Genomic DNA, 12737 nt, shown 5'->3' on the forward strand with positions numbered 1-12737 from the left:
AAATATGATACTATTTAGAAGCCCTTGTGAGGTGAATTGAATGGATCCATATGTGAACAATTCGTTAAAGATGTTTGTTGAATATTTACAAATTGAAAAAAATTATTCACAATATACAATTGAGCATTATCAATATGATATTAACGAATTCTTTATGTTCATGTCTGAACAGGCGATTGGGAAAATAGACGATGTAAATTATTCGGATGTCCGTATTTATTTGACGAAACTTTACGAAAGACAATTTGCCAGAAAATCAGTAGCACGCAAAATTTCTTCTTTGCGAAGTTTTTATAAATTTTTGGTTAGAGAAAAAATGGTTAAAGAAAATCCTTTTGCACTTGCCTCCATTCCAAAGCTTGAAAAAAAGCTTCCGGAATTTTTTTATGAGGAAGAATTAGAGAAGTTATTTAATGCGTGTGAAACGGAAACTATATTAGGGCAGAGAAATAAAGCATTATTAGAGCTCCTATACGCTACAGGGATGCGTGTAAGTGAATGCTGTCAAATTCGATTAAAGGACCTTGACATGTACCTTTCAACCGTCCTAGTTCATGGGAAGGGAAATAAGCAAAGGTATATTCCGTTTGGAAGTTATGCACATGATGCGATTGCATTCTACATAGAAAATGGTCGAAATAGCTTACTGACAAAGGAAGCGCCTAATGATTATTTATTTTTGAATGCCCGCGGAAAACCATTAACACCTAGAGGGATAAGGTATATTCTCAATAAGCATATTGATCAATCATCTTTAAATGGCAAAATCCATCCGCATATGCTAAGGCATACATTTGCCACACATTTGCTTGCAAATGGTGCTGATATGAGGACGGTCCAAGAGTTGTTAGGTCATGCCTTTTTATCATCGACACAAGTATATACACACGTTACAAATGATTATTTAAGAAAATCATATTTAGCCCATCATCCGAGAGCATAGAATATGCAATAAGGTTATCGATTATGGCATAGTTTATCGCAGATTAACTGGCTGTAAGACTCCACTTCAAGAGTTAGGGAAAACAAAGACACTTGGCGGGAAATCTAACTGCCAGTTAATGCCCGATAAGTTCAACTATCATTCAGTAAGGGGTAAAAGCCCCCTACTGAATGAAGTTTCACTAATATATTAACGGCTATTAGAGGAGTGAAGATATGTCTCAATTCCACGCAACAACTATTTTTGCTGTCCAGCATAAAGGAAATTGTGCAATGGCTGGAGATGGTCAGGTTACCTTTGGGAATGCAGTCGTGATGAAACACACTGCACGAAAAGTTCGAAAGCTGTTTAATGGTAAAGTGATTGCCGGTTTTGCAGGCTCAGTTGCTGATGCATTTACTTTATTTGAAATGTTTGAAGGAAAACTTGAAGAGTATAATGGGAATTTGCAGCGTGCTGCCGTGGAACTTGCAAAGCAATGGAGAAGTGACAAAGTTCTGCGTAAACTAGAAGCGATGCTAATTGTCATGAATACAGAAAGTATGCTTCTTATTTCGGGAACTGGTGAAGTAATAGAGCCAGATGATGGAATTTTGGCTATTGGTTCAGGTGGACATTATGCTTTGGCTGCGGGAAGATCATTAAAACGCTATGCTGGTGATCATCTTTCTGCGAAGGAAATTGCTAAAGCCTCACTTGAAATGGCAGCGGAAATATGTGTCTACACTAATCACAATATAGTTGTGGAAGAACTTTAAGGGAAGGGGTTTTGATCGATGGTAAAGGGAACGAATTTAACACCCCGTCAAATCGTAGAGAGATTAGATCAATTTATTATTGGCCAAAAAGAAGCGAAAAAGGCAGTAGCTGTTGCTCTTAGAAATAGGTACCGCCGCGGCAAGCTCGATGAAAAGCTTCGTGATGAAATCAGTCCTAAAAACATATTAATGATTGGTCCAACAGGTGTAGGGAAAACGGAAATTGCGCGCCGCATTGCGAAATTAGTTGGAGCACCTTTTATAAAGGTTGAGGCAACGAAATTTACTGAAGTCGGCTATGTCGGCAGAGATGTTGAATCAATGGTTAGAGATCTTGTTGAAACGTCTGTAAGGTTAGTAAAAGAAGAAAAAATGGCAAATGTAAAGGAACGTGCCGAAGAAAATGCTAACCGTATTATCGCAGACTTTTTAGTACCTTCGAATAAAAAGACTGTTAATTATAAAAATCCTCTTGAAATGCTTTTCGGTGGCGGGAATGATCAATCAGACCAAGACCAGACAGCTTCAGAAGATATGAATATTCAAGCAAAACGAAAAGTGATGAAAGAGAGACTTGCTTTAGGAGAGCTTGAAAATGAATATATTACAGTTGAGTTAGAGGAGCAGCCTCCATCCATGTTCGATATGCTTCAAGGTTCTGGCATGGAGCAGATGGGGATGAATATGCAGGATGCTCTAAGCGGATTAATGCCAAAACGCCGTAAAAAAAGAAAGCTAACTGTAAGTGAAGCAAGAAAGGTATTAACAAATGAAGAGGCACAAAAATTAATAGATATGGATGAAGTAACGCAGGAAGCTGTTTTCCGCGCTGAGCAGTCTGGGATTATCTTTATTGATGAGATAGATAAGATTGCAAGCCGCAATAATAGCGGATCCTCCGCGGATGTATCACGCGAGGGTGTGCAGCGGGATATCCTGCCTGTCGTCGAAGGATCGACTGTCGTAACTAAATATGGCACTGTCAAAACGGATCATGTCCTATTTATTGCGGCTGGAGCCTTTCATATGGCAAAACCTTCAGATTTAATTCCTGAATTACAAGGGCGCTTTCCAATCCGTGTGGAGCTTACAAAGTTGACAGTTGAGGATTTCTTTAATATCTTAGTAGAGCCTGATAATGCACTTATTAAACAATATCAAGCATTATTGGAAACTGAAGGTATACAAATTGAATTTTCTGACGATGCTATTCGTAGGATCGCTGAATTTGCTTTTGAGGTGAATCAAAATACTGATGACATAGGAGCGCGCCGCCTTCATACGATTATGGAAAAGCTGCTTGAAGACCTATCGTTTGAAGCTCCTGATATCACGATGGAAAAAATTGCGATTACTCCGCAATATGTTGAGGAGAAATTAGGGGCAATATCCCGAAATAAAGATTTAAGTCAGTTTATATTGTAATTGTTTTGTAAAAACTTTTATGAACAGATGGACAAATAAGACTATTATGTTCATGATAAAAAAAGAATAAGGCTTTATTGTTTAAGCAAATTGGAGGAAAATTTAATGGATTTATTATCAAGAACAAGAAAAATTAATGCGATGCTGCAAAGAGCTGCAGGAAGACCGGTTAACTTTAAAGAAATGGCAGAGACTTTAAGTGAAGTTATTACTGCTAATATTTTCGTTGTAAGCCGTCGTGGGAAATTATTAGGATTTGGTGTAAACCAGCAAATTGAAAATGATCGAATGAAGCAAATGCTTGCTGATCGCCAATTCCCAGAAGAGTATACAAATAATCTGTTTAACGTTCATGAAACATCACCTAATTTAGATGTTGATAGTGAATATTCTGCATTCCCAGTGGAAAATAAAGACCTTTTCAAAACAGGATTAACAACAATTGTTCCTATTAACGGCGGAGGCGAGCGCCTTGGCACATTAATTCTTGCAAGACTTGATGGACAATTCCATGACGATGATCTTATTTTAGCTGAATACGGAGCTACTGTTGTTGGGATGGAAATTTTACGTGAAAAATCAGAGGAAATTGAAGAAGAAGCCCGCAGCAAAGCTGTTGTACAAATGGCAATTAGTTCACTTTCATACAGTGAATTAGAAGCAATTGAACATATTTTTGAAGAATTAAATGGTACTGAAGGATTATTAGTAGCTTCAAAAATTGCAGATCGTGTGGGAATTACAAGATCAGTTATCGTAAATGCTTTAAGAAAATTAGAAAGTGCCGGCGTAATCGAATCTAGATCATTAGGTATGAAAGGTACTTATATTAAAGTTCTAAATGACAAGTTTTTAGTAGAGCTTGAAAAATTAAAATCTTAATAATTCCTTTTTTGACCCCCTTCTTATGATAAAGAAGGGGGTTTTGTTATGTTTTAATGACAAATATTAAAATCTCATGAAATGAAAAATTATTTTAGATGTCGAAAAGACAAGGTCTTTATACCTATAAGTTGCTCGGTTATTTAAATTTAGTTCGGAAATTTGTAATTATTAATAATGAATTCGTGTTTTCCTGAAAAGTTTTCCATTTTATAATTAAAAATGGGAAGAAGGTCATGTTAAAAGTATCCTAAGTATCATAGACATATTATTTCATTTTCATTACAATAAAAGGTAAGCGACATATAATGTTCTTTTTCTTCAAAATTCTACAAAATACTCATAAGAATACCAATTAGATCTTTGTGTTAATGGGGTGCCTTTAATGAAGTTATTTTCAAGTACAATAACAACGCTAGAAAATGGTCTAAATTATTCTTCTCTTAAGCAAAAGGTTATTTCGCAAAATATTGCGAATGAAGCAACGCCCGGCTATAAAGCAAAGGATGTTAGCTTTAAGGACTCTTTGCACGAGGCAGTTGAACAATCGATACATGCTAATCGAACGGATTATCGGCACTATAACTTTAAGGAAAGGCAAACTATAAGTGCGGGAATCGTTACTAGGAAAAATGTATCCTATAACCATAATGGGAATAGCGTGGATATGGATAAAGAAATGACAGATTTAGCAGGTAATCAAATTTATTACAACGCCCTAATTGAGCGAGTGAGCGGGAAGTTTTCTAGCCTACAAACTGTTATTCGAGGAGGGAAGTAAGCATGACAATATTTCATAGTATGAACAACACTGCTTCCGCTTTAACAGCACAGCGGCTTAGGATGGATGTTATTTCGTCAAATATGGCTAATGTTGAATCAACGAGAGCTAAATTAGTAAATGGTGAATGGCAGCCATATCGTCGTAAATCGGTTGTCCTTGAACCGAAAGAAGGGCAATTTGCTAATTTTCTTAACAAGGCAATGAACCGATCGGACACTTCATCTGCCGGAAATGGTGTAATAGTAACGAGAATAGTTGAAGATCAAACACCATTTAAACTTGTATATGATCCAGAGCACCCTGATGCGAACGTAGATGGCTATGTTGAACTCCCAAATGTTGATCCGCTAAAAGAAATGGTAGACCTCATAAGTGCGACTCGATCATATGAAGCGAATGTGACGGTTTTTAATGCAACAAAAAGTATGATGATGAAAGCATTGGAAATCGGAAAATAAAGGAGTTATTAAAGTAATGAGTAATATGGGACTATCTGCTGTTAACCAATTTTTAAAACCGCTGGAAACAAAAAAGACTCATACATATACACCATACGAAGCACAAAAGAATTTTGCGTCCGTATTAAAAAAATCTATTGAAAATGTTAATGAACTTCAAAATCAATCAGACATAATGACAGAAAAGCTTGTAAGAGGCGAAAATGTTGACTTGCATCAAGTTATGATAGCCTCCCAAAAAGCAAGCATTACCCTGCAGGCTACACTTGAAATTCGCAATAAAGTGATTGAAGCATATCAAGAAACGATGAGAATGCAAGTGTAGTGAAAAATATGGATTAAAGCTAAAAACTACCGATTTGCGGTTATTAGCTGCCAAAGAAAGAGACAGAGTAACCGGGGGATAAGAATGAAAGAAGTGTTCCTTAAATATAAAGAAAAAACACAAGAATTTTTACAAACCCGAACAAGGAAGCAGAGAGTTTTGCTTTTTGGTTCAGTACTGTTATTTATTATCGTTGTTGCAAGCCTGTCCTATTTATCAGGAAGAACTAATTTAGTGCCGCTATATAGCAATCTTTCACCATCTGAAACAGGGACAATTAAAGAGAGTTTAGATGGAAGAGGCATTAAATCTGAAATTGCTAATGGTGGAACGACGATTAAAGTACCAGAAGAAATGGTAGATACATTATTAGTTGAGCTTGCTGCTGAAGGGTTGCCTAAATCAGGTAATGTGGATTATTCGTATTTTTCCCAAAATGCTAGCTTAGGCACAACAGAAAATGAATTCAATATGATCAAGCTAGATGCAATGCAAACAGAGTTAGCTAATTTAATTAAAGGCATTGATGGGATAAAGGACGCAAAGGTAATGATAAACATTCCTGATAAAGGAATCTTCGTAAAGGACCCTTCCGAAGAGGCCTCTGCTTCAATTGTTCTTAATACAAAGCCTGGTTATCAATTTGAGCAGTCGCAAATTCAGGCACTTTATCATTTAGTTTCAAAAAGTATACCTAATTTACCTACTGATAATATCGTCATTACGAACCAATTTTTTGAGTACTTTGACTTGAAAAATCAGCAAAATTCTACACCAGGCTCGATTTTCGCCGAACAGCATGATATTAAAAAGCAAATTGAGCGAGATGTTCAGCGTCAAGTTCAGGGTATGCTTAGCACTTTAATGGGGCGAGATAAAGTTGTTGTATCAGTAACAGCTGATATTGATTTTACTCAAGAGAACAGGGAAGAAAATCGTGTAGAACCAGTTGATGAAGAAAATATGAAGGGGATTGCGATAAGCGCACAAAAAATCACAGAAACTTTTACTGGAAGTGCCGATCAAGCTGGTGGTCTTGCCGCCGCTGAAGACCCTGCAGATGTACCGGGTTCCTCTTACTTAGAAGGAAGCGGTGCAAATGGCGATTACGAGAAAATAGAAGAAACGATTAACAATGAAGTTAATAAAATTCGCAAAGAAATCGTTGAGAGTCCATATAAAGTAAGAGATCTAGGAATCCAGGTAATGGTTGAACCGCCCCAAAAGGACGACCCGAATTCACTTCCACAGGAGAGAGTGGATGATATTACAAGAATCCTGGCTACAATCGTTCGTACAACAATCGATAAAAAAGCAGGAGCTGATTTAACAGAAGCAGCGATCAACGACAAAATCGTTGTTTCAGTACAGCCATTTGATGGAAAAGAAGAATTCGCAACTGATGTTAAACAAGTATTGCCTTTCTGGGCTTATATTGTTGGCGGAGTTCTCCTAGCAATTATAGTTCTATTAATCTTCTTATTTATGAGAGCAAAAAGAAAGCAGAAGGAAGAAGAGGAACTCATGCTGGAAGCTGAGGAAATCATTCATGTTCCAGATGTTAATGAAACACAGGAAACGGAAAGTACGATGCGTAAAAAACAGCTTGAAAAAATGGCAAAAGAAAAACCAGAGGATTTCGCAAAACTATTACGTACTTGGATTGCTGAAGATTAGGAGGTATGGAGAGTGGCAAAAAAAGAACAAAAAGGGCTATCTGGTAAACAAAAGGCAGCCATACTTCTTATCTCATTAGGACCTGATGTTGCTTCTTCTGTTTATAAACATTTAAGTGAGGAAGAAATTGAAAAATTAACACTAGAAATTTCTGGAGTTAAAAAAGTAGACTCACTTGCTAAAGAAGAGGTTCTAGAAGAGTTTCATAATATTGCTTTAGCGCAGGATTATATCTCTCAAGGAGGGATAGGGTACGCAAAAACTGTACTTGAAAAAGCGCTCGGGAATGAGCAAGCAGCCGTTATCATTAACAGACTAACTTCTTCTCTGCAAGTAAGGCCATTTGATTTTGCCAGAAAAGCGGATCCGGCACAAATATTGAATTTTATCCAAAATGAGCATCCGCAAACGATTGCATTAATCTTATCTTACTTGGACGCAGCTCAAGCAGGACAAATCTTATCTGAGCTCCCTCAAGAAATGCAGGCAGATATTGCGAAAAGGATTGCTGTCATGGACAGTACAGCTCCTGAAATTATTAATGAAGTGGAACAAATACTGGAAAGAAAGCTTTCAGCAACTGTTACCCAAGATTATACACAAACTGGCGGTATTGAAGCAGTTGTGGATGTTTTAAATGGAGTAGACCGATCAACAGAGAGAACAATTTTGGATGCATTAGAAATACAAGATCCAGAGCTTGCAGAAGAAATTAAGAAAAGAATGTTTGTGTTCGAGGATATTGTTACTCTTGATAATCGTGCGATTCAGCGTGTGATTCGTGATTGTGAAAATGAAGATCTTATGCTTTCACTCAAGGTTTCTAGTGATGAAGTTAAGGAGATCATCTTTAAGAATATGTCAAAACGTATGGTTGAAACATTTAAAGATGAAATGGAATATATGGGTCCAGTCAGACTTCGTGATGTAGAAGAAGCGCAATCAAGAATTGTAGCTATCATTCGACGTTTAGAAGAGGCAGGAGAGATCGTCGTCGCTCGAGGCGGGGGAGATGATATCATTGTCTAGATTAATTAAGGGGCTCACCTTTTCAGATGGTCAATTACAAAGTGACAAAAAAATTATCTCAATCAAAGTTTTTAAGCCGTTTACAGAAGAGGATGAAATTGAGAGCCCAGCCATTAATTTGGATGTTCAGGCAGAAGAAATAATAGAAAATGCGAGATTGGAAGCTGATGCCTTAATAAACAATGCTAGGCAAGAAGCTGAATTACTGCGTCAGCAATTAGAAGAAAAGCTGCAATCGTTTGAAGCAGAAAAAGAACAAATTACACTTCACGCAAAAGAAGCGGGATATAATGCTGGGCTTGAAGACGGGCGACAGAACGGTTACTTAGAATATCATGAGATCATCCAGTCTGCTCAAGCGATTGTCGAATCGGCAAAAAAAGATTATCGAACGCATGTAGAATCTTCAGAGAAAGAAATTTTGGAAATCGGCATGAAGGTCGCACAAAAAATTATCGGAAAAATGATTATAGATAATGAAGAAGATTTCTTATCCATTGTCAAACGAGCATTAAAAGAAGCGAGAGAACATGAAGAAATCCAGCTGCACATACATCCTCTTCATTATGATTTTCTACTTGCTAATAAATATGAACTGAAGACGCTTTTTCCAAAGGAAGTAGATTTATTTATTTATCCAGATGACGAATTGACAGAATCAAGCTGCATAATCGAATCTGTCAATGGAAGAATTGATGCAAGCGTAGATAGTCAGCTCGACGAAGTCAAACAAAAGCTAAATGAATTACTAGAAGGTGAGCAGCAATGATTCTTCCCCAAGTCATTAAACAACTTGATCAAATAGATTCATTTAAACGATATGGCCGGGTTAAAAGAGTCGTTGGGTTGATGATCGAATCACAGGGACCGCCTGAAAGCTCAATTGGTGATGTTTGCTATATTCATGTTGGTCATAAGCGAAAAAGGACAATTCCTGCAGAAGTAGTTGGTTTCAAAAATGAAGAAGTGATCTTAATGCCATATACGGCATTGAATGACATTTCACCAGGTAGTCTAGTGGAGGCAACAGCTAGGCCATTAGAGATCAAAGTAGGTACCCAATTAATTGGTTCAGTTATTGATTCTACTGGTCTTCCGCTTGATGGAAGCTCCTTGCCAAAAGGACTTTCATCCGTACCTACTGAGCAAGACCCGCCGAATCCAATGCAAAGACCTCCTATTTCTTCTTCAATCGAAGTAGGAGTTCGGATGATTGATAGTTTATTGACAGTCGGCAATGGGCAGAGGGTCGGCATATTTGCCGGAAGCGGTGTTGGAAAAAGTACTTTGCTAGGGATGGTTGCAAGGAATACAAAGGCAGATTTAAATGTCATAGCACTAATCGGTGAGCGTGGAAGAGAGGTCCGTGAATTTATTGAACGGGACCTAGGTCCTGAAGGCTTGAGCCGTTCAATTGTTGTCGTAGCTACATCAGATCAACCGGCATTAATGAGAATTAAAGGTGCGTATACAGCGACAGCCATTGCCGAATACTTCAGGGATAAAGGCTTAAACGTCATGTTGATGATGGATTCGGTCACAAGGGTAGCAATGGCACAAAGGGAAGTAGGGCTTGCGATCGGTGAGCCGCCGACAACGAAAGGATATACACCTTCTGTCTTCGCCATTTTGCCGAAGCTGCTTGAGAGAACTGGCACAAACGAAAAAGGATCTATTACCGCCTTTTACACCGTTTTAGTCGATGGTGATGATATGAATGAGCCAATTGCAGATACCGTTCGCGGGATTTTAGACGGCCACTTTGTTCTTGACCGTTCACTTGCAAATAAAGGTCAATATCCCGCAGTAAATGTTTTAAAAAGCGTGAGCCGGGTTATGAACAATATTGTTCCTCATGAACATATTAGAGCTGCAGAAAAATTAAGGGAAGCATTGAGCACATATATGAATGCTGAGGATTTAATTAATATTGGTGCCTATAAAAGAGGCTCTTCTGCTGAAATTGACGAAGCAGTGAGGCTTTATCCGAGTATTATTTCTTTCTTAAAACAAGGAACACATGAAAAGGTTTCCTTTCAGGAAAGTATTGACCAATTATTTAATCTTGTCGGGAAAGGAGATTAATTTTCATGCAATACCAATTCAAATTTGAAAAAATCCTCTCGATTAAAGAGCGAGAAAAGGATGAAGCCTTTAATATTTATAACCAATCGGTGAAAAGATTTGAAACGGCTGCTGAAAAATTATATGAACTCCTTAAAAAAAAAGAGGATTTAGAAGCTTATCAATCTTCAAGACTAGTAAATGGGCTAGCTGTTCAAGAAATTAGACATCATCAGCATTTCATTCATCAATTAGAAAAAACAATTGAGCATTATCAGCAAATTGTAATTAATGCTCGAAGTCATATGAATTTTCAACAGGAAAAGTTTTTGGAGAAAAATGTTGAAGTTAAAAAATATGAAAAGATTAAAGAAAAAGACTTGTCAAATTATGCTGAAAACGTAAGGCTGCTTGAGGGCAGGCAAATGGATGACATCTCGATCCAGCATTTTATGAATCGGGGAAATTAGGTGGTAAAGTGGACAAAGCAATAGAAGAAAAAGATGCGCAAAAAACTTCTAGGTTCCAAGGCTTCATATATATTATTCTTATTCCGCTGTTATTTGCTATTACAGTAGTTCTTATTGTGATGACCATTCTAGGGGTGAATATTTTTGAAGTGGCAAAGGAATACGGGCAAAAAGTTCCGTTTGTTTCTTCTATGTCTAATGAAGAAAATCCGAAATCAATCGAAGTTCTCGAATCAAAAATGATTGATTTAGAAGCGGAGATAAAAGACAGAGAAGCGAAAATAACGAAGCTTGAATCGCAATTAGAGAGTAAAGACGAGGAAATTACGCAAATTCAATTAGAGATGGAACGGCTAGAAGGGGAAATTATCGAATTAACAGCAATGAAAGAAGAAAATAAACGCGCCTTCAAGGACATAATCAAAACTTATGAAACCATTTCGGCAAAAAAAGCTGCTCCAATTTTATCGCAAATGGGTGAAGAAGAAGCGCTCAGAATTTTATCAAGCATTAAGTCTGACACCCTAGCTGCAATCATGGAAAAAATGGCGCCAGAGGATGCAGCTCGATATACGGAGCTGTTAACAACAAGTGATGAAGCGGGTCAATAAATTGGCTCCTATTTTTAAGCAGCCGAATAGAAAGGGGGTGAAAATATGCAGGTAGGAGTAATTAATTCGATTGTTTCAAAAGTTGGAAATTCCGCTCTGAATAAAAAAAGTGCAAATGGATTTGCTTCCTTAATATCAGGTTCCATGGGGAGTGGAGCGAGTCTTCAAAATGTAATGGTTAAAAGTGAAGCTTCGAAAGAATTATCGAATAATGAGCTGTATGAATTACGGCAATTTTTGCAAATAAATAATATTTTCGACTTAGATAATGGGATGGAGCTTTTAAACGAGTCCGCAAAAAGTGATGCTGACATGATTAATCTTATTGCTGGACAATTAAATGTATCCCACGAAGAGCTTTTTCAGCTACTCAACACATTTTATCTTAACTTTGATAAGAGTAAGCAAAATGATATACCAGAAAACGTTAGCGAAGATGATCCAAATGCTATCTCATTAGAAATGGTTCTTTCCTTATTTCAATCAATTACTGCTGTTCAAAAGCAATATATGAATATTGAACCGAATGCAGATTTTAGAAATGCAATGAAAGCTATTAAGCTTTTTGAATTATTATCAGCACAACATGACTCATTGCCAAATCAATTAAAGCTGAAAGAATTTATGAGAAACATGAATGAACAGCTTGAAAGGGCATTAGATGGTTCGAGTACATTTGATCGAGGAGAATTCGCTAAGAAAACTTTTCGCGACCTTGCAGCCGAATTGAAGGGAAATCAATTAGCAGGTACTGAAAAGTTAGGGGAACATATTGCGAAATCGTTAAATAAGACAGAACCTATTCATCATCAAGGATTTATCCAATTTCAGCAATTTACCAAACCTGAACAGCTATCTTTATTATCTAGTTCCGGCAGGGCTGTTTCAGCTGAGCAACTTTATGAGCAATTTGAAGCGATTCTCTCTAAAAGTCAATTCATGAAAAGTGGTGGGACGCAAAGGCTGTTCATTAAGTTAAATCCAGAGCATCTCGGATCATTAAGAGTCGAATTAATACAAAAGGATGCAACCATTATTGCACGTATTCTGACATCAACATCAAACGCCAAGGAAATGATGGAATCTCACTTGAACGGTTTAAAACAAGCATTCCAAACACAAAACATACAGGTGGAAAGAATTGAGATTTCCCAAGCATTAGCCCAACAGGAACGCAACTTAAATCGTGAGCAGCATCAAGGTCAGGAAAGGCAGCAGGAGAGGGAGGAACAGCAAGAAAAAAACTCTGCTGATTTTACCCATTCGTTCGAAGAAGCACTTCTTAATACAGAAGCTTAGGTGTGATATTAA

14 protein-coding genes are annotated in these 12737 nt (G+C 37.3%); all 14 read left to right on the forward strand.

The genetic code is table 11. The annotated features are described in order from the left end of the window. The first annotated feature begins 40 nt into the window (after positions 1-40). On the forward strand, positions 41-943 hold the full coding sequence (gene xerC / locus F7731_RS07785; RefSeq protein WP_151534193.1) for a tyrosine recombinase XerC: 903 nt from the start codon (positions 41-43) through the stop codon (positions 941-943). Positions 944-1158: 215 nt separating this feature from the next. Then, positions 1159-1701 carry an ATP-dependent protease subunit HslV gene (gene hslV, locus F7731_RS07790; protein WP_151534194.1) on the forward strand — a complete coding sequence of 181 codons (543 nt, stop codon included), beginning with the start codon at positions 1159-1161 and terminating at the stop codon, positions 1699-1701. An 18-nt stretch (positions 1702-1719) separates the two neighbouring features. Then, positions 1720-3126, forward strand: a complete 1407-nt coding sequence (gene hslU / locus F7731_RS07795) for an ATP-dependent protease ATPase subunit HslU (RefSeq protein ID WP_151534195.1) — start codon at positions 1720-1722, stop codon at positions 3124-3126. Between the two features lie 105 nt (positions 3127-3231). Then, entirely contained in the window at positions 3232-4008 is a 777-nt protein-coding gene (gene codY / locus F7731_RS07800) for a GTP-sensing pleiotropic transcriptional regulator CodY (protein ID WP_151534196.1), read from the forward strand. A 385-nt stretch (positions 4009-4393) separates the two neighbouring features. Continuing rightward, positions 4394-4789 (forward strand): flagellar basal body rod protein FlgB, encoded by a 396-nt coding sequence (gene flgB / locus F7731_RS07805; RefSeq protein ID WP_151534197.1) that lies wholly within the window; start codon positions 4394-4396, stop codon positions 4787-4789. 2 nt (positions 4790-4791) lie between these two features. Then, positions 4792-5250 carry a flagellar basal body rod protein FlgC gene (gene flgC, locus F7731_RS07810; RefSeq protein ID WP_151534198.1) on the forward strand — a complete coding sequence of 153 codons (459 nt, stop codon included), beginning with the start codon at positions 4792-4794 and terminating at the stop codon, positions 5248-5250. Between the two features lie 16 nt (positions 5251-5266). Then, positions 5267-5575 carry a flagellar hook-basal body complex protein FliE gene (gene fliE, locus F7731_RS07815; RefSeq protein ID WP_151534199.1) on the forward strand — a complete coding sequence of 103 codons (309 nt, stop codon included), beginning with the start codon at positions 5267-5269 and terminating at the stop codon, positions 5573-5575. An 84-nt stretch (positions 5576-5659) separates the two neighbouring features. Beyond that, complete coding sequence (gene fliF / locus F7731_RS07820) at positions 5660-7252, forward strand: flagellar basal-body MS-ring/collar protein FliF (RefSeq protein WP_151534200.1); 1593 nt, start codon at positions 5660-5662, stop codon at positions 7250-7252. 12 nt (positions 7253-7264) lie between these two features. Next, positions 7265-8281, forward strand: a complete 1017-nt coding sequence (gene fliG, locus F7731_RS07825; protein WP_151534201.1) for a flagellar motor switch protein FliG — start codon at positions 7265-7267, stop codon at positions 8279-8281. After that, on the forward strand, positions 8265-9050 hold the full coding sequence (fliH, locus tag F7731_RS07830) for a flagellar assembly protein FliH (RefSeq protein ID WP_151534202.1): 786 nt from the start codon (positions 8265-8267) through the stop codon (positions 9048-9050). Before fliG ends, fliH begins: the two co-directional genes overlap by 17 nt. After that, positions 9047-10366 (forward strand): flagellar protein export ATPase FliI, encoded by a 1320-nt coding sequence (gene fliI / locus F7731_RS07835; RefSeq protein WP_151534203.1) that lies wholly within the window; start codon positions 9047-9049, stop codon positions 10364-10366. The genes fliH and fliI overlap by 4 nt, the downstream gene beginning before the upstream one ends. 5 nt (positions 10367-10371) lie before the next feature. Further along, complete coding sequence (gene fliJ, locus F7731_RS07840) at positions 10372-10815, forward strand: flagellar export protein FliJ (protein WP_151534204.1); 444 nt, start codon at positions 10372-10374, stop codon at positions 10813-10815. A gap of 8 nt (positions 10816-10823) precedes the next feature. After that, positions 10824-11426 (forward strand): MotE family protein, encoded by a 603-nt coding sequence (locus F7731_RS07845; protein ID WP_151534205.1) that lies wholly within the window; start codon positions 10824-10826, stop codon positions 11424-11426. 45 nt (positions 11427-11471) lie between these two features. Continuing rightward, positions 11472-12725, forward strand: coding sequence for a flagellar hook-length control protein FliK (locus F7731_RS07850; protein ID WP_151534206.1), 1254 nt, complete (start codon positions 11472-11474; stop codon positions 12723-12725). The last annotated feature ends 12 nt before the right edge of the window (positions 12726-12737 follow it).

It is taken from the genome of Cytobacillus depressus, from assembly GCF_008923245.1.
Taxonomy (GTDB): Bacteria; Bacillota; Bacilli; order Bacillales; family Cytobacillaceae; genus Cytobacillus; species Cytobacillus depressus.

Bases quoted from the DNA above. Each gene is read 5' to 3' on its own strand.
- xerC (WP_151534193.1), top strand. From the start codon at position 41: ATGGATCCATATGTGAACAATTCGTTAAAGATGTTTGTTGAATATTTA.
- hslV (WP_151534194.1), top strand. From the start codon at position 1,159: ATGTCTCAATTCCACGCAACAACTATTTTTGCTGTCCAGCATAAAGGA.
- hslU (WP_151534195.1), top strand. From the start codon at position 1,720: ATGGTAAAGGGAACGAATTTAACACCCCGTCAAATCGTAGAGAGATTA.
- codY (WP_151534196.1), top strand. From the start codon at position 3,232: ATGGATTTATTATCAAGAACAAGAAAAATTAATGCGATGCTGCAAAGA.
- flgB (WP_151534197.1), top strand. From the start codon at position 4,394: ATGAAGTTATTTTCAAGTACAATAACAACGCTAGAAAATGGTCTAAAT.
- flgC (WP_151534198.1), top strand. From the start codon at position 4,792: ATGACAATATTTCATAGTATGAACAACACTGCTTCCGCTTTAACAGCA.
- fliE (WP_151534199.1), top strand. From the start codon at position 5,267: ATGAGTAATATGGGACTATCTGCTGTTAACCAATTTTTAAAACCGCTG.
- fliF (WP_151534200.1), top strand. From the start codon at position 5,660: ATGAAAGAAGTGTTCCTTAAATATAAAGAAAAAACACAAGAATTTTTA.
- fliH (WP_151534202.1), top strand. From the start codon at position 8,265: ATGATATCATTGTCTAGATTAATTAAGGGGCTCACCTTTTCAGATGGT.
- fliI (WP_151534203.1), top strand. From the start codon at position 9,047: ATGATTCTTCCCCAAGTCATTAAACAACTTGATCAAATAGATTCATTT.
- fliJ (WP_151534204.1), top strand. From the start codon at position 10,372: ATGCAATACCAATTCAAATTTGAAAAAATCCTCTCGATTAAAGAGCGA.
- F7731_RS07850 (WP_151534206.1), top strand. From the start codon at position 11,472: ATGCAGGTAGGAGTAATTAATTCGATTGTTTCAAAAGTTGGAAATTCC.